The sequence below is a fragment of the Clostridium gallinarum genome (genome assembly GCF_014836325.1).
Taxonomy (GTDB): Bacteria; Bacillota; Clostridia; order Clostridiales; family Clostridiaceae; genus Clostridium; species Clostridium gallinarum.
In genome coordinates, this window is sequence record NZ_JACSQZ010000018.1 from 23,703 (window position 1) to 47,495 (window position 23,793).

21 protein-coding genes are annotated in these 23,793 nt (G+C 28.9%); 3 read left to right on the forward strand and 18 right to left on the reverse strand.

Annotated features, from left to right (window positions below):
* Positions 1-73: 73 nt before the first annotated feature.
* The 3 genes from H9660_RS06860 to H9660_RS06870 all read right to left on the reverse strand — a co-directional run bounded on the left by H9660_RS06860 (position 74) and on the right by H9660_RS06870 (position 5,591).
* Positions 74-1,996, reverse strand: a complete 1,923-nt coding sequence (locus H9660_RS06860) for an aconitate hydratase (RefSeq protein ID WP_191749626.1) — start codon at positions 1,994-1,996, stop codon at positions 74-76.
* A gap of 17 nt (positions 1,997-2,013) precedes the next feature.
* Positions 2,014-3,177, reverse strand: a complete 1,164-nt coding sequence (nifV, locus tag H9660_RS06865; protein WP_191749627.1) for a homocitrate synthase — start codon at positions 3,175-3,177, stop codon at positions 2,014-2,016.
* Between the two features lie 299 nt (positions 3,178-3,476).
* Positions 3,477-5,591 carry an anaerobic ribonucleoside triphosphate reductase gene (locus H9660_RS06870; protein WP_191749628.1) on the reverse strand — a complete coding sequence of 705 codons (2,115 nt, stop codon included), beginning with the start codon at positions 5,589-5,591 and terminating at the stop codon, positions 3,477-3,479.
* Positions 5,592-5,962: 371 nt separating this feature from the next.
* On the opposite strand from H9660_RS06870, the gene H9660_RS06875 reads away from it, so the two are divergent.
* From H9660_RS06875 to H9660_RS06885, 3 genes are all read left to right on the forward strand, one after another.
* Complete coding sequence (locus H9660_RS06875; protein WP_191749629.1) at positions 5,963-6,808, forward strand: DegV family protein; 846 nt, start codon at positions 5,963-5,965, stop codon at positions 6,806-6,808.
* A gap of 1 nt (position 6,809) precedes the next feature.
* Positions 6,810-7,277 carry a PadR family transcriptional regulator gene (locus tag H9660_RS06880; protein ID WP_191749630.1) on the forward strand — a complete coding sequence of 156 codons (468 nt, stop codon included), beginning with the start codon at positions 6,810-6,812 and terminating at the stop codon, positions 7,275-7,277.
* Positions 7,278-7,339: 62 nt separating this feature from the next.
* A complete protein-coding gene (locus H9660_RS06885; RefSeq protein ID WP_191749631.1) occupies positions 7,340-7,540 on the forward strand; it encodes a hypothetical protein in 201 nt (66 codons plus the stop codon).
* 34 nt (positions 7,541-7,574) lie between these two features.
* Here the strand turns inward: H9660_RS06885 and H9660_RS06890 are convergent, their stop codons facing one another.
* From H9660_RS06890 to metG, 15 genes are all read right to left on the reverse strand, one after another.
* Positions 7,575-7,766: a ferredoxin gene (locus H9660_RS06890; RefSeq protein WP_191749632.1), complete on the reverse strand. Its 192-nt coding sequence runs from the start codon at positions 7,764-7,766 to the stop codon at positions 7,575-7,577.
* A 68-nt stretch (positions 7,767-7,834) separates the two neighbouring features.
* Positions 7,835-8,677 (reverse strand): Mrp/NBP35 family ATP-binding protein, encoded by an 843-nt coding sequence (locus H9660_RS06895; RefSeq protein ID WP_191749633.1) that lies wholly within the window; start codon positions 8,675-8,677, stop codon positions 7,835-7,837.
* 11 nt (positions 8,678-8,688) lie between these two features.
* Positions 8,689-9,522: a YhfM domain-containing protein gene (locus H9660_RS06900; RefSeq protein WP_191749634.1), complete on the reverse strand. Its 834-nt coding sequence runs from the start codon at positions 9,520-9,522 to the stop codon at positions 8,689-8,691.
* Positions 9,523-9,652: 130 nt separating this feature from the next.
* Positions 9,653-10,117 carry a hypothetical protein gene (locus H9660_RS06905; RefSeq protein WP_207729433.1) on the reverse strand — a complete coding sequence of 155 codons (465 nt, stop codon included), beginning with the start codon at positions 10,115-10,117 and terminating at the stop codon, positions 9,653-9,655.
* 85 nt (positions 10,118-10,202) lie between these two features.
* The gene (locus H9660_RS06910) at positions 10,203-11,486 is read right to left on the reverse strand and encodes a DUF7922 domain-containing protein (protein ID WP_191749636.1); all 1,284 of its coding nucleotides are present in this window, start codon (positions 11,484-11,486) and stop codon (positions 10,203-10,205) included.
* Between the two features lie 121 nt (positions 11,487-11,607).
* Complete coding sequence (rsmA, locus tag H9660_RS06915) at positions 11,608-12,459, reverse strand: 16S rRNA (adenine(1518)-N(6)/adenine(1519)-N(6))-dimethyltransferase RsmA (RefSeq protein ID WP_191749637.1); 852 nt, start codon at positions 12,457-12,459, stop codon at positions 11,608-11,610.
* Positions 12,449-13,012, reverse strand: coding sequence for a ribonuclease M5 (gene rnmV, locus H9660_RS06920; RefSeq protein ID WP_191749638.1), 564 nt, complete (start codon positions 13,010-13,012; stop codon positions 12,449-12,451). Before rnmV ends, rsmA begins: the two co-directional genes overlap by 11 nt.
* Positions 13,013-13,120: 108 nt before the next feature.
* Positions 13,121-14,173 carry a G5 and 3D domain-containing protein gene (locus H9660_RS06925; protein WP_191749639.1) on the reverse strand — a complete coding sequence of 351 codons (1,053 nt, stop codon included), beginning with the start codon at positions 14,171-14,173 and terminating at the stop codon, positions 13,121-13,123.
* Between the two features lie 240 nt (positions 14,174-14,413).
* A complete protein-coding gene (locus H9660_RS06930) occupies positions 14,414-15,199 on the reverse strand; it encodes a TatD family hydrolase (protein ID WP_191749640.1) in 786 nt (261 codons plus the stop codon).
* A 359-nt stretch (positions 15,200-15,558) separates the two neighbouring features.
* Entirely contained in the window at positions 15,559-16,482 is a 924-nt protein-coding gene (rihC, locus tag H9660_RS06935; protein ID WP_191749641.1) for a ribonucleoside hydrolase RihC, read from the reverse strand.
* 66 nt (positions 16,483-16,548) lie between these two features.
* The gene (locus H9660_RS06940) at positions 16,549-17,739 is read right to left on the reverse strand and encodes an MFS transporter (protein ID WP_191749642.1); all 1,191 of its coding nucleotides are present in this window, start codon (positions 17,737-17,739) and stop codon (positions 16,549-16,551) included.
* A gap of 118 nt (positions 17,740-17,857) precedes the next feature.
* Complete coding sequence (gene rbsK / locus H9660_RS06945; RefSeq protein WP_191749643.1) at positions 17,858-18,778, reverse strand: ribokinase; 921 nt, start codon at positions 18,776-18,778, stop codon at positions 17,858-17,860.
* Between the two features lie 327 nt (positions 18,779-19,105).
* Positions 19,106-20,119, reverse strand: a complete 1,014-nt coding sequence (locus H9660_RS06950) for a LacI family DNA-binding transcriptional regulator (RefSeq protein WP_191749644.1) — start codon at positions 20,117-20,119, stop codon at positions 19,106-19,108.
* Positions 20,120-20,258: 139 nt separating this feature from the next.
* Entirely contained in the window at positions 20,259-21,863 is a 1,605-nt protein-coding gene (locus tag H9660_RS06955; protein ID WP_191749645.1) for a Na/Pi cotransporter family protein, read from the reverse strand.
* 297 nt (positions 21,864-22,160) lie between these two features.
* A complete protein-coding gene (gene metG / locus H9660_RS06960; protein ID WP_191749646.1) occupies positions 22,161-23,750 on the reverse strand; it encodes a methionine--tRNA ligase in 1,590 nt (529 codons plus the stop codon).
* Positions 23,751-23,793 lie beyond the last annotated feature (43 nt).

Sequence of the window (23,793 nt, forward strand, 5' to 3'; positions counted from 1 at the left end):
ATAATACATATACATATTAACCAAAAATAAACAGTATGTAAAATTATCCTTCTACATACTGTTTATATAAAAACTATATTGCTACTTTTACGTAATTTAATCTTCCACCAGCTTTTATTACTTCTATTTCCTTTTCTGATAAGTTAATATATGCATTAAAGAAAGTTCCATTTGTTACATTCTTAATCATAGCTTTACCATTAACTAAAGCTGACTGTATATTAGTTATTACAAGTTCATCTAAAAGTCCAACCTTATCGTAATCTACTTCTGCTTCAAATTCCATTGGTATAATACCATTATTAATAAGATTTGCTTTATGAATTCTAGCAAAGGATTTTGCAATTACAGCTCTAACACCTAAATATAATGGTGCAAGTGCTGCATGCTCTCTACTAGATCCTTGTCCATAATTATTTCCTGCAACTATTATTCCACCATTGTTTTCCTTTGCACGTTTAGGAAATTCCTCATCTACTGTATTAAAACAATATTCAGCTAAATAAGGTATATTAGATCTAAAAGGTAATAACTTTGAATTTGAAGGCATAATATGGTCTGTAGTAATATTATCTTCTACCTTTATTAATACTTTTCCTGATACTTCTTCACCTAATGGTTTATTTACTGGGAACGGCTTAATATTAGGCCCTCTTACTACTTCTACATCTTCTCCCTCTTCAGCAGGTTTTATTATCATAGAATCATCTATTAAAAATTCCTTTGGCATTTCTATCTTAATATCTATATTACATTCTCTTGGATCTGTTAAATATCCATTTATAGCAGAAACAGCTGCTGTTTCTGGACTTACTAAATAAACTTTTGCTGTTAATGTTCCGCTTCTTCCATAGAAGTTTCTATTAAAGGTTCTTAGTGATACTCCATCTGTTCCTGGTGCTTGCCCCATTCCAATACATGGTCCACATGAGTTTTCTAATATTCTTGCTCCAGCACTTATAATGTCGCCTAAAGCACCATTTCTAGCAATCATCTCCATAACTTGTCTTGATCCAGGAGCTATTACTAAACTAACATCACTATGAACTTTTTTACCCTTTAATATTTTTGCTACCTTCATTAAGTCTTCATAAGAAGAATTAGTACAACTTCCTATAGCTACTTGATCCACTTTAATTTTTCCTATACTCTCTACTTCTTCCACATTATCAGGACTATGTGGTTTTGCTGCTAAAGGTTTAAGTTCATTTAAATCTATAGTAACTTCCTCATCATAAACTGCATCTTCATCAGGCTTAAATTCAATCCAATCTTCTTCTCTTCCTTGAGCTTTAAAATATTCTAATGTTTTTTCATCACTTGGGAAAATTGAAGTAGTTGCACCAAGTTCAGCTCCCATATTAGTAATGGTAGCTCTCTCTGGTACTGAAAGTGTCTTTACTCCTTCACCAGCATATTCAAAAACTCTAGAAACTCCACCTTTAACTGTTAATCTTCTTAAAACTTCTAATATAATATCCTTTGCAGCAACCATAGGTTGTAACTTACCAATTAAATTTATTTTGCACACCTTAGGTGTATTTATATAGTAAGCTCCTCCTCCCATAGCTAATGCAACATCTAATCCACCTGCTCCCATAGCAAGCATACCTACTCCGCCTGAAGTAGGAGTGTGGCTATCAGAACCTATAAGCGTATCTCCTGGCACTGAAAATCTTTCTAAAAATACTTGATGACATATACCATTACCTGGTTTTGAAAAGTAAACTCCATATTTGGAAGCTACAGTTTGAATAAATTTATGGTCATCAGCATTTTCAAAACCTTGTTGTAGCATATTATGATCTATAAAGGCTACAGATTTTTTTGTTTTAACTTTGTCTATTCCCATAGCTTCTAACTGTAAATATGCCATAGTACCTGTTGAATCTTGAGTTAAGGTTCTATCTATTTTAATTCCTATTTCTTTTCCTGTTTCAATTGTTCCTTCAACTAAATGGTTTTTTAGTATTTTGTAAACTAAATTATCTCCCATTCCTAATAGCCCCCTTGTTAATTAATATTTGCTGATTTTAATCTTAGAAATTCCTTATATATTTGTACAAGCTCCTTATCAAATAAACTTCTTTTAAGATTTACTGAAGTTGATCTAACTAAATCAAGAACTCCTTGAGCTGAATAATCATCTAAGTCAATTCCATATTCCTTAAACTTATTTATTATTCCAGCTTTTCCTGAATGCTTCCCTATAACTATTTGTCTTTCAAGTCCAACTATTCCAGGATCAAAAGCTTCATAATTCTTAGGATTTTTTATTGCACCATCTGCATGAATTCCTGATTCATGAGCAAACATATTATCCCCAACTATTGCCTTCCATGCTGGAAGAATTCTTCCCGATGCTCTTGATACATATTCAGAAACTTCCCTAAACATGGTAGTATCTATTTTTCCATCATAATTATATACAAACATTAATGCCATCAAAACTTCCTCTAGTGCAGCATTACCAGCTCTTTCCCCAAGTCCATTAACTGTTACACCCACATGAGAAGCTCCACCTCTAATTCCAGCTATGGCATTTGCTGTTGCCATTCCAAAATCATTATGAGTATGCATTTCTATATCAAAATTAGTTTTTTCATAAAGATACTCTATATCTCTACATATTTTAAAAGGTTCCATTATTCCAACAGTATCACAATATCTAAATCTATCTGCCCCTGCTTCCTTTGCAGTTTCAATAAATTTAATTAAAAACTCTCTATCTGCTCTTGAAGCATCTTCTCCATTTACAGATACATATAATCCATTTTTCTTAGCATATTCAACTGATTTAACCATATTTTCTAACACCCATTCTCTAGATGTTTTAAGTTTGTGTTGAATATGAATATCTGATACAGAAATAGAAATAGCTACTGCATCTACTCCACAATCTATTGATTGTTCTATATCCTTAATTACAGCTCTATTCCAAGCCATAATACTAGATTTTAAATTTCTTTTTGCAATTCTCTTTATAGCTTCCTTTTCATCTCCACCCATAGTTGGAATTCCAACTTCTAGCTGATCAACTCCAAGATCACTTAACATACTAGCTATTGCTACCTTCTCATCATTAGCAAAAACAACTCCTGCTGTTTGTTCTCCATCTCTTAATGTAGTATCTACAATAAAGATTTCTTTGCCATCCTTTAAATTTATAATTGACATAAGCTTCCCCCTTTAATACATTTATTACTTTTTGCTAAATAGCTTGCCCCAACAAAAATTAACTTTATTTGAAAATATTAAAATAATTTTACCATATATAGTAATTCGAAACAAGTTGAAACCATCTGATTTTTATAAAAATTGCAAGATATATAATTTTTATTTCACTTTTTTCTTTCTAAATAATTTTTTACATGAATTTTTTACAATTTTCTGCAATAAAAATATTTATTCCTGCATATAACAAAATAGCAAGCTATTATCTTCTTAAATAAAAGCTTGCTATTTCTATCCATATATTAAACTATATTATAGTTCTTTTTGTTTCCTGAATGAGAAATTCTATCTGCCCTTTCTTCGTATTTTCCAGGTCCAAACCTCTCATCTAAACTTAAATATCCAGTAACCCTAGAAACTCCTTGAATATCTTCACTATTACATTTAGGGCAACTTCTTTCATTACTATTTAAATACTCTCCACAACTTTTACAATACCTTATGTGAAAATTAACTCCTAAATAACTTATATTGGTATTCTTATAAGCATAATTTAATATATCCATTATAACTTCACCTGAAGGTCTATCATCAACTTCAATATAACTTATATGTCCTGCATTACAAAGCTTATGATAAGGTGCTTCTATTTCTATCTTATCTTTTATTGATATAGGAAACTTAACTGGAATATGGAAGCTATTAGTGTAATAGTCCTTATTAGTTATTCCTTCTATTAAACCAAATATCTTTTTATCTTGCTTTATAAATTTACCTGAAAGACCTTCTGCTGGAGTAGCATAACAACTCCAATTTAAACTAGTTTCCTCTGTAGCTCTATCTACAAATTCTCTTATATGAGTGATTATTTTTAATCCTAAATCTCTTGCTTCTGACGTTTCTCCATGATGATGACCAGTTAAAGCAATTAAAGTTTCTGCTAATCCAATAAATCCGATCCCCCAAGTACCTTGCTTAATTATTGCTTCAATTGAATCATTCTCAGACAAACCTTCTGAACCTTTTAATAATCCTTGCCCTGCTACAAAAGGTAAATCTTTCACCTTAAGATTCTTTAATACATTATATCTATGAAGTAAGGATTCTTTTGCTAAACTTAATCTTTCATCTAATATATTAAAAAACTCTTCTAAATTACCTTTTGCCTGCATACCTATTCTAGGTAAGTTAATTGTTACTGGAGCTATATTTCCTCTTCCCTTGCAACCAGGCTCACCATTAACATTTTTCATTAAATATGTTCTACATCCCATAGTTGCTGGCATATATCCCATATCATAATATTCCTTATTAAAATCTGCATCTATATTCATAAAAGTTGGATTCATTCTTTTAGCCGCAACTTCACAAGCTAATTGGTATAAATAATAATATTTATCTTGTGGCTCTCTATTTACACCTTCTTTAACTCTAAAAATTATATTTGGAAATATAGGTTGCTCGCCCTTCCCTAACCCCTTTTCGTATTCCTTTAAGAAAATTTCACAAATTAATGCTGCATCATCTGAATTAGGTATTCCTAAATTAATAGAACTAAAGGGAACTTGAGAACCTGCTCTTGAATGCATTGTGTTTAGATTGTACACAACACCTTGCATAGCTTGATGAACCCTTTTTCTTAATCTTCTTTCAACTAAATCTTCAATTTTATCTTCATTAATTTCTAACTCTATAAGTTCTTTTCTTATTTCTTCTCTTGTAGGTTCAATAAATATAGCTAAGTCATTATCAAAATCCGGATGTGATTGTCCACCAAACATATCATTTTGAGATGATTGAAGTAAAATGCAAGAAAGCTCTGCTGCAGTTTCTATTCTTTTTGGAGCCTTTATAGTGCCATATCCAGTATTAAATCCCTTTTCCAAAATTTCTTTAGTTGGTATATGCAAACAATTAATAGTTAAATTATAACTATCTAAATCATGAAAATATAAATCTCCATTTTCATGAGCCTTTGCAAGTTTCTTTGGCATTATAGATAAATTGTGCCACTTATTAGATTCTGATGCTATTCTTAATAACTTAGAACTAAAATTATTTCCAACATTAGCATTATCCCTATCTGTTTCTACTCCTATTTTTTCAATAGCTTTCATTAAATCTGATTTTATTTCTCTAACTTTTGTTCTTTCTCTTCTATAATTATAGTAGGCAAACTTTATATTTTCATACCCCTTATTAGTTAAAGCCTTCTCTACTATATTTTGAATTTCTTCTACTGTTATTTTTTCTTTTTTTTCCTCTTCAATATAAGCTATTGTTTTTTGTACAATTTCTAATACTTCACTTTCCTTTAACTTTTCCCCAATTTCATATCCAGCCTTCTTAATAGCATTAGATATCTTTATAGAATCAAAGAGAACTTCTCTTCCATCTCTTTTTACTACATATAGCATATTTTATACCTCCCAAGTACTATATATTGTATAACACTAGTATTCATTATATTACTTTAAAATATTCTTTTCAATTTATAAAAACTAAGAATGCTATAGATATGTCGAAGTTTTATGGTATATATTTCTAACTAAAGGTATTTTTCTTATTATTTAACTTTTGACAAAATTCATTTTATACTAAAGATAATTTAACCTTCTCTGTAATATAAAATTATTACTTTTTTTGATTTAAAGTTTTTGCTGAATAAATTCATAATCCATGTACTAAAATAGAACTATATCATAACTAATAACTATATCAATATTGATATAGTTATTAGTTATGATATAATTGACTTATAATTATTTCTATACATTAGGAGGATATTATGGATAAAATAGCATTAATAGTTGATAGCGCTTGCGATCTATCTCTTGAAACCATAAAAGAAAAAAACATAAAATTACTTCCACTGAGAGTTTCTTATTCTCATGGAGAATATAAGGATAAAATAGATATAACTGCTGATGAAATTTACAACAATTTAGAAAAAGAGGTTCCTAAAACTTCTCTTCCTAGCACAGAGGATTTAGAAAAAATATTAGTTTCTTTAGAAGAAGAAGGATATACTCATGTTATTGCTGTAACTATTTCTAGTGGTTTATCTGGAACATTTAATTCTATAAGATTAACATTAGAAGATCATCCTAAATTAATATCTCATGTTTTTGATACAAAGATTCTAGCTATGCCTGAAGGAATAGTAGCATTAGAAGTTGCAAACTTAATCCAAGAAGGTAAGAGTTTTAATGAAATAGTTGAATTACTTCCAACAATAAGAAAAAATATAATAGGATATTTTACTATTAACACACTTGAATATTTAATAAAGGGTGGTAGAATAGGTAAAGTTGCTGGAACTATTGGTGATATATTAAACTTAAAACCTATAGTTACTGTTGATAATGATGGAGTTTATTATACTGTTTGTAAAGCTAGAGGAAGAAAGCAGTCTATCTCAAAACTTACAAGCCTGTTAAAAGAAGCTCTTGCTGAATCTCCTTGTAAAGTTTGGGTTCTTCATGGAGGAGTTTTAGATGAAGCTAAAACATTTTTAGAATCATTAAAAGGTTTAGATAATATTGTAAGCCTTGATATATCTCAAATTAGTCCTGCATTAGGAGTTCATGGCGGACCTGGTTTACTTGGGCTAGCAATACAAAAGGTAATGTAATATGGATGAGTTTAACCTTCACTTAAGCAGTATAGAAGATATAAAAGAAGAAGAAAAAAGACTGCATCAAGAGTATAAGGAAAAGCTTGCTGAACTAAAAAAAATTCAAAAAGAAAAAGAATATGTTGGGCAAGTTTTTACCAAAGGATTATTACCAATATATGTTCTTCATATTCTTAGTATTAAACCATCTAATGGAAATGATATTGCTACTAAAATAGGCGAAAGAACTAATGGACTTTGGATCCCTAGTACCGGAGGAATTTATCCTATATTAAAAAAACTAGAAAAAGAAGAATATATAATTGGTGAATGGGATGATCCTAAGAAAAAATTTCAAAAAATATATTCCCTTACACCTAAAGGAATTGAAGAGTATAAAATTAGAAAATCCTTATTAAAACCTAAAATAGAAGAATCTTTAAAAGTTTTTAAAATTATATATAAGGATTTATATAAATATCTATAATACTGAATTAAATTTCTATCTTAAGCACAAAATAACACTATAAATTTATAGGTGGTGTTGTTTTGAAGGGAAAGATAATTGATTATAACTTTTTTGAAGCTTTTGTTGCATTAGAGGATGATACTATAATAAAGCTTCCTTTAAATCAAGTTTCAAGCTATTTAAATATTGGAGATACTATTGATATAGATTCAAATAATATTAGTTATGCTCCAAATAATAGACCTAAAATTATTCAAGATAAATTAGTGGATTTCTTCTAAATAAAAAAAGATGCTTCATAAGCATCTTTTTTTATTACTCTGATACACTAATTGCACTTACTGGGCAACTTGCTTCTGCGTCCTTAGCTTCATCTTCATTATCACTAGGAACATCAGGATTTTTAGCAACAGCTTTTCCGTCGTCGTCCATTTCAAATACTGCTTCACAGATAGATGGACATAATCCACAACCGATGCATGTATCTTTATCTACATGAGCTTTCATAGCTATTCCTCCCCTTTATAATTAATTCAATTATATTGTTCCCTTAAGACTGGCTTTTATGTGCAATATTAATATAATCCCTCAAAAATTAATGAGTATAAATCATTATTAACTACATATTCTTCAGCATTTCCCTCTTCTAAAGCTTCAGTTAAATCAGTATTAATAGGTAATTCACCTATTAACGGTACTCCTAAGTATTCAGCATGCTCTTCTGCAGATTTTTTACTGAATACCTTTATTTTAGTATCACATCCAGGACAGTTTATATAAGACATATTTTCTACAACACCTCTTATAGGAACTGGCATCTTATTAGCCATAGCTATAACCTTTTTAACTATCATCGATACCATATCTTGTGGAGTAGATACTATTATAAGTTCAGTTATAGGGAAACTTTGCATAACTGTTAAAGTTATATCTGAAGTTCCAGGTGGCATATCTATTAATAAGTAATCTAATTCTTCCCAAACAGTATCAGTAAATAATTGTGTTAAAACACTAGTTACTATAGGCCCTCTCCAAACTACTGGATCATCCTCTTTTGGAATAAGTAAATTCATAGATAAAACCTTAACTCCGCCTTTTGATAATACTGGATAATATTTAAAATTATTTTCATCTAAAGGTTCTATATTAGCTCTTTTATCATTAATTCCAAAAAATCTCGGCATAGATGGTCCTGTAATATCCGCATCTAATACTCCAACTTTATATCCTTTTTTTCTTAATGTACTAGCTAATATCCCAGTAACTGTAGATTTACCAACTCCACCTTTACCACTTATTACTCCTATAACATTTTTAATTACTCCATACTTTGGTTGTAATTTTCCACAACCTTGTGGTCCAAGAGTTAACTTTGAACTACATTTTTCTTGACTTGGACAAGTCGAACAACTTGACATAAAAAACCCTCCTACCAATTTTTCTCTACATCCTTAGGAAGATCATCTTCCGTATAGATGTTAATATTCCATTCTTTATATTCATTTTCTCCAACTACATAATAGTAATAATGTTGACTGTCATCCTTAACCTCAACTGTTATATTACTCTTATATTGAGTTGTGCTATGCCCTCTATTTTTAATCCTTATTATAATATCGAAATCACTTTCATTATTATCTATTATTTGTATATTAGGAGCAATTTTTTCTGCTTTCTTTAAAAAGCTCTCTAAGTCTGTAGAAAATATATATTTTAAACAATCTACATCATCTTTAATATCTACTCCTATCTTGCTATTATTATAATCTAAAGTTTCACTTAAGTTTTTAATTACATCAAGTATAGGCTCATAATATATGTATTCAAATTCTCTAGGCTTTCTTATTATAGATAGGTTTTGAAGTAATCCTTCATCTAGTCTTTTTGAAACAGTAAAACTCATTTCATCATCATAGAAATTACCTTCATGTGCACCAACTACATAATTAAACTTTTTAACTTCTTCCCCCATCTTTATCTCAAATATATAATCTGGATCTAAATCAGATTTTTTATCACTTTCTTTTGCTTTAGATAAAAGATTATACATCTCCTCAATAGATTGATCATCTGTTACAAGAAATTTAAATGATTTATCCCTAATACTCTGAATACTTATTTGATCTACTTGATTTACATTATTAAAATAATCATTTCCTCTTTTAAACTTACTTTTTATACTATCTATTACTCCGCAAGATGTTAAATTTAGTGATAGTATTACTAATAACATAGAAACTAAAACTTTAATTGTCCTTTTCAATAATATCCTTCCCCTCTATAAAGGTCTTCCTACAATCCTTAATAGCTAATTAGGAGAAGTAATTACTTCTCCCAATTATAAATAAATTATAATACTTTAGCCTTCTAATGGCAAATCTTATATTGTTCCATCAGTTAAAACTCATTGCAATCTCATTAAAAACTATCTTTATACTTTCTTTTTCCCTAATATCTTTATAAGAAAATTGTAATATAAGAACTTTTCCCTCTGAGTAATCTCTAAGATAGTATTTATTTGTATAACTATCTTTCTTTAATGTTATAACATACCATTTATAATCTTCATCAAATACTTTAATATTATTTTCTTCATTAGTGATATCATTGAAAGATTTTTTTAAGTTCTCTTCTATAATAGTCACACTCCCATGTATCCTATCTTCTTTATTAAAACTAACAAAAATATCACTATCATCATTATTTACATCTTCTATAGTCCATCCTTCTGGTAATAAAAAACTATATTTTCCCTCTCTCAATATATGCATATTAAACCTTTCAGCATTATTATTTGATAACGCATATTGTTTAATATCCTTAACAAAAAACTGACTCATCAGGATTATTGTAAACATAAGGACTACCAGTAGGGTGATGGTATATAACTTCTTATTCTTAAATATACTCATTGGGATTTATAAGTACATTTATCCCTTGTCATTATTCCATAGGTACAACAACAGTTGAATTTTTAAAATCATAGAACATCAACCAACATCCTACTCCATCCCTATCTTCCTCATTAACCCATGTTACAAATCCTGTCTTTCCTTCATAAGGTTGTTCATCCTTATTCTTCATTCCTGGAATTCCATATACAATATATCTTAAATTTCCTTCTTTATCACATTTATATCCTAGCATAAAGTGTTTATATTTTCTTATATATGGATAATAGTTAAGCATAGGATAAAATGCTACTGCATATCTATTGTAGTTAGACATGTTGCACATTTCATGTAAGTCATTTACAGGAACCTTGTACCACTTACAATATTTAATTTCTTCATACTTATCTCTACACTGTTCAAATCCACTTACTAAACCTTCAAAGTATTCTCCAACACTTCCTTTTATTTTAAATTCATTAGTGTTTTCTAATTCTTCCTCATACTTATCAAATTTATTTTTTAAATAACCTCTATTTAAATCCTCAATTCCATATAGATTATCTTTAATTTTTACATCAAATGGATTTTCATTACACTCTTTATCCTTAAAAGGATTATCTTCATCTATTATTTCTTCTTCCTCTTTAGAATCTCTTGTTTCATTTTCATCTATTACTAAATCTTCTTTATTATCTTTTATTTCCTCTACTTCTACGCTTTCCTCTTCTTCATTTAAATCAACATTTCTCTCTTCAATTACTTCTTCTACTATCGGTTCCGTTATTTCCTCTTCTAAATTTACAGATACTACTATATTATCTATTTCTTCTCCTCTATGTTTCTTCTTTTTCTCTTCCTTTTTAATATACTCCATTTTATCCTTAGACTTACCTGGAGCACATTTTTCAACCTTATAATTTTTCCAACTATCTCCTGGTTGTTCTCCATTAATAAATCCACACATAATTATTATAGGAACATTATTTTTCATTTTTCCTATTGCTGCTCCAGATATCTTATCATAAGATACTCCTAAGCCCCCTACATTATCTAAAGGATACTCTTTTGTTATTTCTGCTTTACCACTATCTGAAATATTTATTTTTCCTAGATTAATTATTTTTTTTGTATCCTTCTTATTACAAATAGCAAAAATACAATATTCCTCATCATCCTTCCTTAGATTTTGAGCATAAAAAGATATTTTACATACATCCCCCTTAGCTTCTATCTTAGAATATCCAGATAAGGTTTTGTCATTAGAATTTGTATAACCTCTTTCATCTTCTTGTAAAATAATAAAATTTCTATATAACTTGTTTACTTGTGACAAACCTCTAGAACCTCCATTTTACATTAATTCATTACATTATATGCTTTTCATATCTAAATATGTTAAAAATAAAACTCGTGAGATTATTGTATTTTATGCCAAAATTCTCACGAGTTATTCTTTATTTCATTTTTAAATATTTATTTATTTTATCAGAAAGAGTAGCAAATTCTTCTATAGTTAAAGTTTCTCCTCTTCTTTTTGGATCTATACTTGCTTCCTCAAAAGCTAATTCTAAATTTTCCTTAGCTAAGCCTATATTCTTTACACCATTCCATAAAGTTTTTCTTCTCATATTAAATGAGCTTCTTATTATTTCAAAGAATAGTTTTTCATTTTCAACCTTAACCTTAGGTTCACTTAATCTATCTAATCTAATTACGATAGAATCAACCTTTGGTCTTGGAATAAAGCATTGTGGTGGAACTCTTCTTATTATTTTAGTATCACAATAATACTGAACTAATAAAGAAAGTGAACCATAATCTTTATTTCCTGGTTCTGCATTCATTCTTTCAGCAACTTCTTTTTGAATCATTATAGTTAAAGATTTAAAATTATAATTTTCCTTTAAAAGTTTAACTATAATTGGCGTAGTTACATAGTAAGGTAAATTAGCAACTAGCTTAACACTCTTTTCATCACCAATTACTTCATTAAAATCTACCTTTAATGCATCATTATGTATTAATTCAAATTTTGGATTATCTCCAATTTCCTGAGTTAAAATAGGAATTAAATCATTATCTAATTCTATAGCAACTACTTTCTTAGCCTTATTTAATAGTTGAGCTGTTAAAGTACCTACCCCAGGTCCTATTTCAATAATAAGATCATTTTCATCTACTTCAGCACCTGAAACTATATCTCTTGGCACTGAATCATCTACTAGGAAATTTTGTCCTAAACTTTTTGAAAACTTAAAATTATATTTTTTAACTAACTCAGCAGTTTTAACATCCTTAATTTCCACTATCTATACCTCCTATATTCTTTTCTATTTTTTCTATTGCCTTGATAAATTCTTCTTTACTTATGGAATATTTATTTAGTCTAATTAACATTTGATTAGCATTTCCGTAGCCTATTCCTAATTCTTTACCTAACATTATTCTTCTTTTTTTAGAACTTATATCTCCTGTAAGTTTAAAATAAAACATATCTTCAGATGTGAATATTTCTTCAATTACTTCTTCTGATACCTTAGCTCTATTTAAAGCTTCTATAATAACTTCTGGAGTGGCATTTTCAACACCAATATCATCGCCTTTAATTCCATCTTCCTGAGCAATGTAAGCATGTTTTATGCCTTTTACTCTTTTTGAAATTATACTTCTTATTTTTTCTCCTGCAAAATCTGGATCTGTTAATACTATTACACCTTTTCTTTTTTGTGCTTCTTTTATTCTTTCTATAACTCTAGCATTTATTCCAAATCCACCTACTGCTATAACTTCAGCATCTACAGCTTGTTTAACAGCTGTAATATCATCTCTTCCTTCAACTACAATAACTTCTTTTATCAAAATATTAACTTCCTTTCTAAATGCGCCTAAGAATAATTTATCTCTATATATTTATTATGTCAATTATAACTAAAACAAAAGGATGCTCTTTTAGAGCATCCTCTTATTTTACCATTCGCCTGGGTAAGCTATAATATATACAGGAACATTATATTTTCTTCCCCAACTACTATATGCTTCTTCTTGAGAATTCATATATACATCAACGATATTTCCTTGTATAGCTCCACCAGTGTCTGCAGCTACTGCTTTTCCATATCCCTCAACATATACTAGTGATCCTAGAGGGATAACTCTTGGATCCACCGCTATAGTACTTATACCATTTGGATTTCTTACAGGTACAGTTCCTGTTGCTGTTACCCCGCCACCACTATAAGCAGTAGATTCACAGTAAAGCACGCTCTTATAATTTAATAGTTGCCCATCTCTACTTGCAAAGACTCTTCTTGTTCCTTGCGCAACAATTTTATTTACTGGTTCAGCTACTACTTTTGAACTTTTTACAGCTTTAGAAACTTCTTTACCATTTTTATAAACTACTTCGTAAAGAACTTCTTTTTCTCCTGCTGTTCCTTCTTGTCTAATTTCTTCTAGACCGCTATCAAGATCTGAATCCTCTTCTACGATAACATCATAATCAATAGCTTCTTTTGCTAATTCATTTTTAATTTCAACTTTAACTAAGTTGATTTGTAGATTAGATTCAATCTTAGTACTTAATGCTGGAGTTACTTCATCAACTCCATAATTGTATTCAATTCCTTGATTTTTAAGTTCTTCTTTTTCTACATTTAGCATTTCTTCTATAGTGTTTTCAGCAGTTTCTATATTTACTTTTTTATCTCCTATAGTTAACTCTACTGAAACAGCTCTTTTAATAGATATTGTATCACCTTCAGATACATTACTATTTAAAGCTGGTTGAACTTTATCCTTGAGATTAATTATAATCCCTTTAGTATCCAACACATCTTTAACAGTCCTCTTATATGTGACAAATGTCTCTTCTTTTCCGTCTATCTTCATAGTTATAGTTTTTCTCATATTTACCAACGTCACTGATAATAAAATAGCAATTGTTATTACACCTATCAGTATTTTTGCCTTCGGACCGTTAGAAAAGTTATTTTTCAGGTATTTCTTAAAATTTTCTACCATCTCTACTTCCTCCCCTGGGCAAGAGCGTCTTTTGCATTATAATTGAAATAAGCATTTTTGTCAAACTTGACCTCTTGCAATATAAAACTGTGTACAAAATGCAGCACTGTGCATACTTAAAATATAAATTATAAATATAATAGCAATTTACAGTTCTTAATTGAAAGTAGATGTTATTTGTAACTTTATCATCGGTGAATAAATATGTTAAAATTTTCTAATATACTGTTTAATTTTACTTTATATCTCTCTTTCTATCAACCTTTTAAAATTGTCATTTACAGCTATATTTACCTCTTTAGGCTCTAAATCTTTTATTTGAGCAATTTGTTCTATTATATATGCTATATAATCAGACTTATTTCTTTTTCCTCTATTTGGCGTAGGTGCCATATAAGGAGCATCTGTTTCTACTAATATTTTATCTAATGGTATTTTTTTAACTACTTCAACTACCTTTTTAGCATTTTTAAAAGTTACTACTCCTCCAATTCCTATATAATAACCAAGCTTTATACATTCTAAAGCAAATTCTACACTTCCTGAAAAACAATGAACAATTCCTTTAACATTAGGAAATTCTTTCATTATTTCTAAGGTATCTTGATGAGCATCTCTATCATGTATTATAACTGGAAGATTTAACTTTTCTGCTAGTTTCATTTGTTTTCTAAAAACATCTTTTTGAACTTCCTTAGGAGGATTTTCTTCCCAATAGTAATCAAGTCCTATTTCACCTATAGCAAGTATCTTTTTATTTTCATTTATTAACTCTATAATTTCTTTCTCTACAGCATTATTAAATTCATCTGCATTTTCTGGATGTATACCTAGTGCTCCAAAAATAAAATCATTCTCTATAGTTAATTTATATGTTTTTTCTATACTTTCATAACTTGATGCGCAATTTAGTATTCCTACAACACCATTTTCTTTAATTTGGCTTAAAACTGCCTCTCTATCTTCATCAAATGAGTTATCATCATAATGGGCGTGTGTATCAAATATTATATACTTATTTTCCATTTTTTATACCTCCAAACTAACTTTTTATTTATATTTATCATTATAGTACAAAAATATAGATACTAACCATATTTTTTACTTTTATATTAATATACTCTCTCCCCTAAATAATAAACTAGACTGTAGTCTTCATTGACAACAGCCTAGTTTATTATTTATTGATATTTTTCTAATCTTCTACGAAATATATATATCAGTTAAGTATTTTCTATAAGATTATCTACTATCAACTGAAGATATTGAAGTAATACATACTCCTATTCCTGATTTTCTATACTTTCAAATATATTATAAACTTTCTAAGAATAAAGAGATGTAAGATTACTAACAATTACGCTTATTGCATCCTTATATTGTTTTTAGTTATCTATATTTTTAATGAAATCAACAAACCAATTATTAAAACTATCAATATCAAGATCTGTACATACAGTTGTATTTGTTTTTCCATCATGGTATGCATTTCGAATATCACCAACAGTCGCTCCCATAGCTGGTCCTTCTGTACATATCTCTATAAACATTTCTTTTGTTTCAAATAATTCAGGATGAACTAAATATAATATAGCACAAGCATCATGCATTCTTAATCCGTTTGTCATTGTTGCTGAGCGATAATGTTTAAAAATATCATGCAACATGGCTCCAGTACGACCAGAATCTTTTATGCTAACTACTGAATCAAATGACAATAATGCCTTTGTTGTAACATCTAAACCAACCATCACTATTGGAATTCCAGATTTAAACATTATTTCTGCTGCATGTGGATCTGCATAAACATTAAATTCTGCACTACTTGTTGTATTACCAATAGAAAGTGATCCTCCCATAATTACTATTCTCTTAACTTTCTTTGCGACCTCAGGATATAGCTTTATTAGAAGAGCTATGTTTGTATAAGCTCCTATTGCTACCAAAGTTATTGGATCTTTTTCTATTTCTATTGTATTTCTTAATGCTTCAACAGCATGTACATTTAATATATTCTTTTTGGGCTCTGGAAAATTATACCCATCCATTCCTGTTTCACCATGAGCATAGCTAGCATCTTCATACTCCCTAATAAGTGGTGAATCAGCACCACGTGCTATCGGAACATCTTTTCCACAAAACTCAACAAGTTTTAAAGCATTATTTGTTGTATAATCAACATTTACATTACCCATAACCGTTGTAATTAATCTAACATCTAATTCTGGATGATTTAACGCAATAATAATAGCTGCTGCATCATCAATTCCAGGATCTGTATCAATAATTATTTTTTCTTTCCTCTTCATACTTAATCAATCCTTTCTTATTTAAAATATTTTAATTATATTAAATGCTATTAATAAATTTATTTTTTACTCCATGCTACCTTTGTACTTCTTTTGCACATTTTTTAATACATAATAAATAACTATAGCTATTACAAATAGTACACAACCATATATAGTAAATACTAATGTTGGATTATCTTGTCTAATTATTAAATTTACCAATTTTAATCCATATGGTGCTAAAAATGCTCCTGTGTTACATCCAACTAACATAATTGAAGTAGTTAAAGTAACTTGATTCTCATTAGATATTGTAGAACAAATATTAAATATAAATGCAACTACTAGAGGATAGAAAAATCCTATTAATATCGATCCTATATATGTCATTATTAGACTATTTGAATAACCTACAATTATTTGCCCTAAACCTATAACTATTATAGCTAAAGTTAATAAATTATTTTTAAGGATTTTATAAAACTTACCAAAACACATAGCAGCGAACATTCCAATAAATGTCAATAAACTTAAAATTTGTCCAGCATCTACGACAGTTCCATACCCTTTATTCACAATTAATGTAGATAATTTAACCTTAACGCCAACATATGTAAGAATTATAAAGAATAAAACACTCGCAAACATTAAAACGTTTAAATTAAGTGTATTTTTTCTAACACCATTTTCATTTTTTATCTCGGCTTTTTGTTTTACTTCTTTTTCTTCTTTACTTATATCTGGAATGAAAATCATAAAGAATATTAGTATAGGAATTGCAACTAAATATACAAGAAATGAATACCTCCATCCAAATGTTAATAGGTATCCAGCAACTAAAGTTAATGCTGATTGTCCAAGACTCTCAACAGCTCCTCTAAACCCTAGCAATGTAGCTTTTTCATCACCATTGAAAAACTTACTAATTAAACTAACAGCAAGTGGATTTACTAAACCAAATCCTACACCCAAAAGCAATCTACATAACAGAATCACTGGAAAACTATTTAAAATAACCGGTAATGGTCCAAATATAGAAATAAAAATAAGACCTATAATAACAGTTGTTTTGCTTCCTATATGCTTTGAAATTAAACTACTAATTAGAACCATAATCATAACAGAAAGAGCTGGTATAGTAGTTAACATTTGAATTGACATTTCTGATTGATTTGGAAAATCTCTCATCATAAGTGGAATACCCGGTGAAATCGCATAGGCTGTAGTTAGAACAAATGAAATTGATAATAATGATATTTTTTTTGTAAAATTCAAGAAAATCAGTCCCTTCAACTTTTTATTTTGTAATTACCAATTGATATTTAACTTTTAAATAATAATAAACTTTAAAATATTCTCTTTACTAATGAATATAAGATTTATCTCTTATTAATCATTTTTTCTTGTTATAAATTTTATTAACTTCCTCAAGTTTTGGCATTCCTGTTTGGGCCCCAAACTTAGTTACTGATAACGATGCTGCTGTTCCAGCAAAAGCTACTGCTTCGCTAATTAATAAATTATGGCTTACTCCATGAGCTAAAGATCCATTAAAGGTATCCCCTGCTCCTGTTGTATCCAATACGTCTACTTTTATAGTTTTTATAGTTTCAACTTCATCACCTTCTACATATGAAGAACCATCTTTGCCTCTAGTAACTACTAATCTAGTTAATGGATTTTCTGCTTGCCAAGCTATCATAGATTCTTCAAGCTCATTTTCATCTTTAAAATTCTTATTTGCTATTATTTCAAATTCTGTTTCATTAGGTGTAATAAAGTCTGCATTTTTTAATATTTCTTTGCTAAGCTTTCTTGCTGGTGCTGGATTCAATATTGTCTTAACTCCATTTTCCTTAGCTATTTTTAATGCATATTCAACAGTTTCCATTGGAATTTCTAATTGAACAATTAATATATCTGCCGATTTTATCGTTTCTATGTTTTCATCTATTAAATCTGTATTACAAAAATCATTTGCTCCTGGAATTACTACTATAGAATTATCTTCCTTTGTTTTAAATATAGTTGCTATTCCAGTAAAAGTAGCTTCATCACATTTTATTCCATCTATATTTACGCCTTCTTCTTTTAAGTGCTTTAAAATTTTATCTCCAAATGTATCATTACCAACACAACCAATCATACTAACATCATTTCCAAGCCTACAAGCTGAAACTGCTTGATTTGATCCTTTTCCTCCTATTAGATAACTCATTTCATCGCCCTTAATGGTTTCACCAATTTTAGGAATTCTATCAACTTCTATAACTAAATCCATATTAAGGCTACCAACTACTACTACTTTTTTCATAACTACCTCCACTTTAACCGCTTCCACTATTAATTAATCTTCTATAAAGCCTTTATTTGCAATACTTTAACTAATTTATAAATTATAAATTCTTAAAATATGTAACCGGTTATATATTAAAATTATCACTATATTTTATTTATGTCAACAGTTTTAGAAAATGTTTTCATATTTTATTTATATTTTTCTGAATTTAATGAATAATTAAATTTAAACACGAAAACTTTTATATTAATTTCATTATTTGTAAAATATTTCTTAGACTTAATCCCCTAAATTAATATAAAAAAAATAACCACCTTTTAAAATGGTTATTTTAAAATTAGTTTATTTTCCAATTGTTGATTTTCTCTTTACAACTTCTAAATCTAACTTAATTTTTTCTTTAAATATATCTTCTTCATTCTTTATTTTTTTTACTAATAACTCTACGGCATACTTTCCTAAGTTATACATAGGTTGTGCTATTGAAGATATTTCTAAATAATTTATATTAGATTCAAGCCCATCATAGCCTATAAGTTTTACATCACTATAAATATTGTATCCTAAATCATTTAATGCTTTATAACAACCAATAGCTAAAATATCATTTCCTGCAAATATCCCATCTATTTCTCTTTTTTCTTCAAATAATTTTTTAGTTGCTTCATATCCACCCTTTAATGATACATCAGTAGTTTTTATTAGTTGTGGATTATATATATCATTTTCCTTCAATACTTTTTCAAAACCTTCCAGTCTTTCTTGAAATGATTCAATATACATAGAGCCTGTTATATGAGCAATTTTCTTACATCCACATTCTATTAAATGTTTAGCTGCAAGCTCTCCTCCAAATACATCATCTACCTTTATTGAAGGAATATTAAATTTGTCGTACTTTCTATCTAGTACCACTACAGGTATATTTTTTTCCATAATTGCTATTAAATCTTCAGGCTTTGCAGTATATGAAGCAATGATTATTCCATCTACTTGCTTACTTATAAGCATTTCATAGTATTGATTTTCTTTTTCTCTATTATTATCAGAATTGCAAAGAATTAAATTAAAACCAAGTTTATTAGCTGTATCTTCTGCCGCTCTAGCAATTTCCGGAAAGAACGGATTTAAAATATTGGGTATAATAAGTCCTATTGTGTTAGACTTTTTACCAGCTAATCTTCTAGCAACATCATTAGGAGTATAATTTAACATCTTCATTGCATTAAGAATAGCTTCTTCCGTTTCCTTACTTACATATCCCTTTTTATTAATTACTCTAGACACAGTTGCAACTGAAACTCCAGCTAACTTACTTACATCTCTTATTGTAGCTATCCTAATCCCTCCCTTCAATATTATTGCACTTTCATAGATTATAGCATAATTATAACCTAACTAAAAATGTATTTGTATTATATAAAAGCAGTAAAATAGGTGGAAATCTCCAAAGTAAATTCACTTCAATAAATTTCTACCTACATTTCACTAAACTCTAATCTTTTTTCCCAGCTCGTCCAATGTTGTTAGCATGATCTCCTATTCTTTCTAGATTACTTATTAAATCTAAGAATATAACACTTGATGCTGCTGAACACTTCTTTTCATTTAATCTTTTTATATTATTTTCTCTAAAAGTCTTTTCTAAATTATCTATTTCTTCTTCTATTACTTCTATTTCCTTAGGAATTACTCCACTTTTCTTGCTATAATTATCAATTGAAACTTCCATTGCCTTAATGGTTTTTTCATACATCATTTTTAACTCTTCCTTAGCACTATCTCCAAGATGAACACCTTTATTCATTTTTTCAACTGCTAGGTCAGCAATATTTTCAGCATGATCTCCTATTCTTTCAATATCATTTATTACATGATATGTAGAACTAAATAATTTAATATCAGCTTCTGGTAATTCTAATTGAGATAATTCAACTAAATAATCCGTTATATCTTTTTCTAACGCATTTATAATCTTCTCATTTTTATATACTTTTTCTACTGCTTCACCATTATTGTCATTAAATGCTTCCATTGCTAGAATTAAGTTCTTCTTAGCCTTTTCTGCCATTCTTAATGTTTCCTTTAATACTTGTCCATTAGCTACTACTGGAGTTTCTAATAAATTCTTATCTAAATATATAGCGCCTTCTTTTTCTATTTCAGAATCTCCTGGAAGTATTAAATTTACTAACTTAACCAAATAGCCTGATAATGGTAATAGTATAATAGTTACAGTTAAATTAAATATAGTATGTGCATTTGCTACTTGTCTTGCTACACTTGGATCTGTAGACTGCACTAATTTTATAAATGGAGTTATAAATGGGAAGAAAATTATCGCTCCAATTGTATTAAAGAATAAATGTATTAAAGCTGCCTTTTTAGCAGTTCTATTAGCTCCTAAAGATGCTAATATAGCTGTAACACACGTTCCAATATTACATCCTAATATTACTGGGAATGCTAAGTACATATCTATTGAACCTGTTGTTGCTAAAGCTACTAATATACCAGTTGTTGCTGATGAACTTTGTACAACAGCAGTCATTCCAAGACCCGCTAGTAAACCTAATATACTATTGTCTGCTACTATAATAACAAACTCCTTAAACCAACTTGCTTCTGCTATAGGTTTCATAGCTGTTGACATTGCACTCATTCCTAAAAATAAAATCCCAAAGCCTAATGCAATACTTGCTATATCTCTAACTTTCTTTTTCTTTGCTACAAGTAATATTATAGCTCCTACCCCTATAAATATTGGAGCAATAGCATCTAAATTAAATGATACCATTTGGGCAGTTATGGTTGTCCCAATATTAGCCCCCATTATTACTCCTGCAGCTTGTATTAATGACATTAATCCAGCATTTACAAAACTAACTACCATTACTGTTGTAGCACTAGAGCTTTGAATTATAGCTGTAACCGCTGCACCTACTAAAACTGCTATGTATTTGTTACTAGTTAATTTTTCAAGTATTGTTTTTAATCCTTCTCCTGCGGCATTTTCTAATCCATCACCCATTAGCTTCATGCCGTATAAAAACATACCTAGTCCACCTATTAGACCGCTTAAAATAGAAAAACTATCCATTAAATATTTCTCCTTTTAATTTAATACTTTTTATTAAATTTTAATTAACATTTAGTTAACAAATTTAATATACAACTATTAACATGAATTGTAAATATTATTTTTTTGCAATTATTTAAATGGATTTCCTAATCTTAATATTTTATTTATTTTTTTGACACAATTCTGTCATATTGCTAAGTTATCATGATAACTGTAAAGTAGTTAAAGCATTATTATTTACCCCTAAAACCATCTAATGGTCCCTAGATTAAATTTTCCCCAAAATGTTTAATCTAGGGTTTTTCCTTTTTACATCTAATTCTTTTCTTCTTTTAATCTTTTCACTTCATCAATAGCTTTCTTTCTATCAATTCTATCAAATAGAACATCTATATCTGAAATCGTACCAGAGTTTTTTTCTGTATAACTCCATATTGGTTCTTTTATATCTAGTGAAATACGTATTTTCTCACATGTCTTCGGCATAAAAGGTTCTAATAAATTTGATATATTTACAACTAGTTGTAATGCCTCATAAAGACTTATATCTCCATTTTCATAGTCCTTATTAGCTTGTCTAACAAAATCTAAAATACTTAAAAGGGCACTTTTGAATTTTCCTTCTTCTATATAATCCCCAACATCAAAGTATAAATCAAATATTTGGTTTTTAAATTCTTTTGATATTGTTCCATTTGGAACTATAGAATTACTCTTATTATTTATATCTCCTATAACTTTATTTATAAAATCGCCAATATTACTAGCTAGATCTCTATTAATTACGTTTATAAAATCTCTCCAAGTAAAGTCTGTATCTTTATTTTCTGGAGAATTTATAGATAAATAGTATCTAAATTCATCTACATTATAATTTTCAACTATATAATCAGCCCATATTGCCCAGTTCTTAACTGATGAAAAGTTTTTTCCTTCTAACTTTAAATATTCACTTGATATAACTCTTAAATTAGGATTTTTTATTCCAAGTCCTGCTAAGATTGCAGGGAATATTACAGTATGGAAAGGAATATTGTCTTTTCCATGAACAAAGTAAACTCTAGAATCTTCCCCTTGCCAATACTCTCTCCAATCTATATCTGTTCCTTCTAAAACCTTCATACTTGCTGTTAAATATCCCATAACAGCTTCTATCCAAACATATATTTTTTTATCTTCATATCCATCCAAAGGAACATCTACACCCCAATTAAAATCTCTAGTAACAGCTTTATCTCTTAATCCTTCATCTAAATATCTTTTAACTATCTTTTGAGCATTTTCTCTCCAACCCTTTTGTCTAATTAAAAGCCTTCTAACATCTTTTTCAAATTTAGAAAGAGAGAAAAATAAATGCTTTGTTTGTTTTACTATGGTTTCATTGCCACAAAGCTTACATCTCTTATCTAAAAGATCCTCATACTCTACTATTTCAGAACAATTTTCACATTGCTCCTCTAAAACTATTTCTCCACAATGAGGACATTTCCCCTCTACATATCTATCCGATAAAAACTCATTACAAGCTTCGCAATAGGTTTGCTCTATTTCCTTTTCGTAAATATATCCCTTATTATATAAATCAAGAATAAATTCCTTTACCTTATTCTCATGATAATCAGAATGTGTTTTCTCAAATACATCAAAGGAAAATCCAAGACTACTAAAACACTTTTTAAATTCATCATGATATTTATTAGCTGCCTCTAAAGGAGTTATTCCCTCCTCCTTAGCCTTCATAGTTACAGGAGTACCATGACAGTCAGTACCAGATAAAAATATAACATCATCCCCCATAAGCCTATGATACCTCGCAATTATATCCCCTGGTAGCCAAACAGCTATTCTTCCTAAATGCAATGGACCATTTGCATAAGGCCATGCATTTCCAACTATAATATTCATAAAAAACCCCCTTGTTTGAATTAAGAATGTAAAATTAAAAATG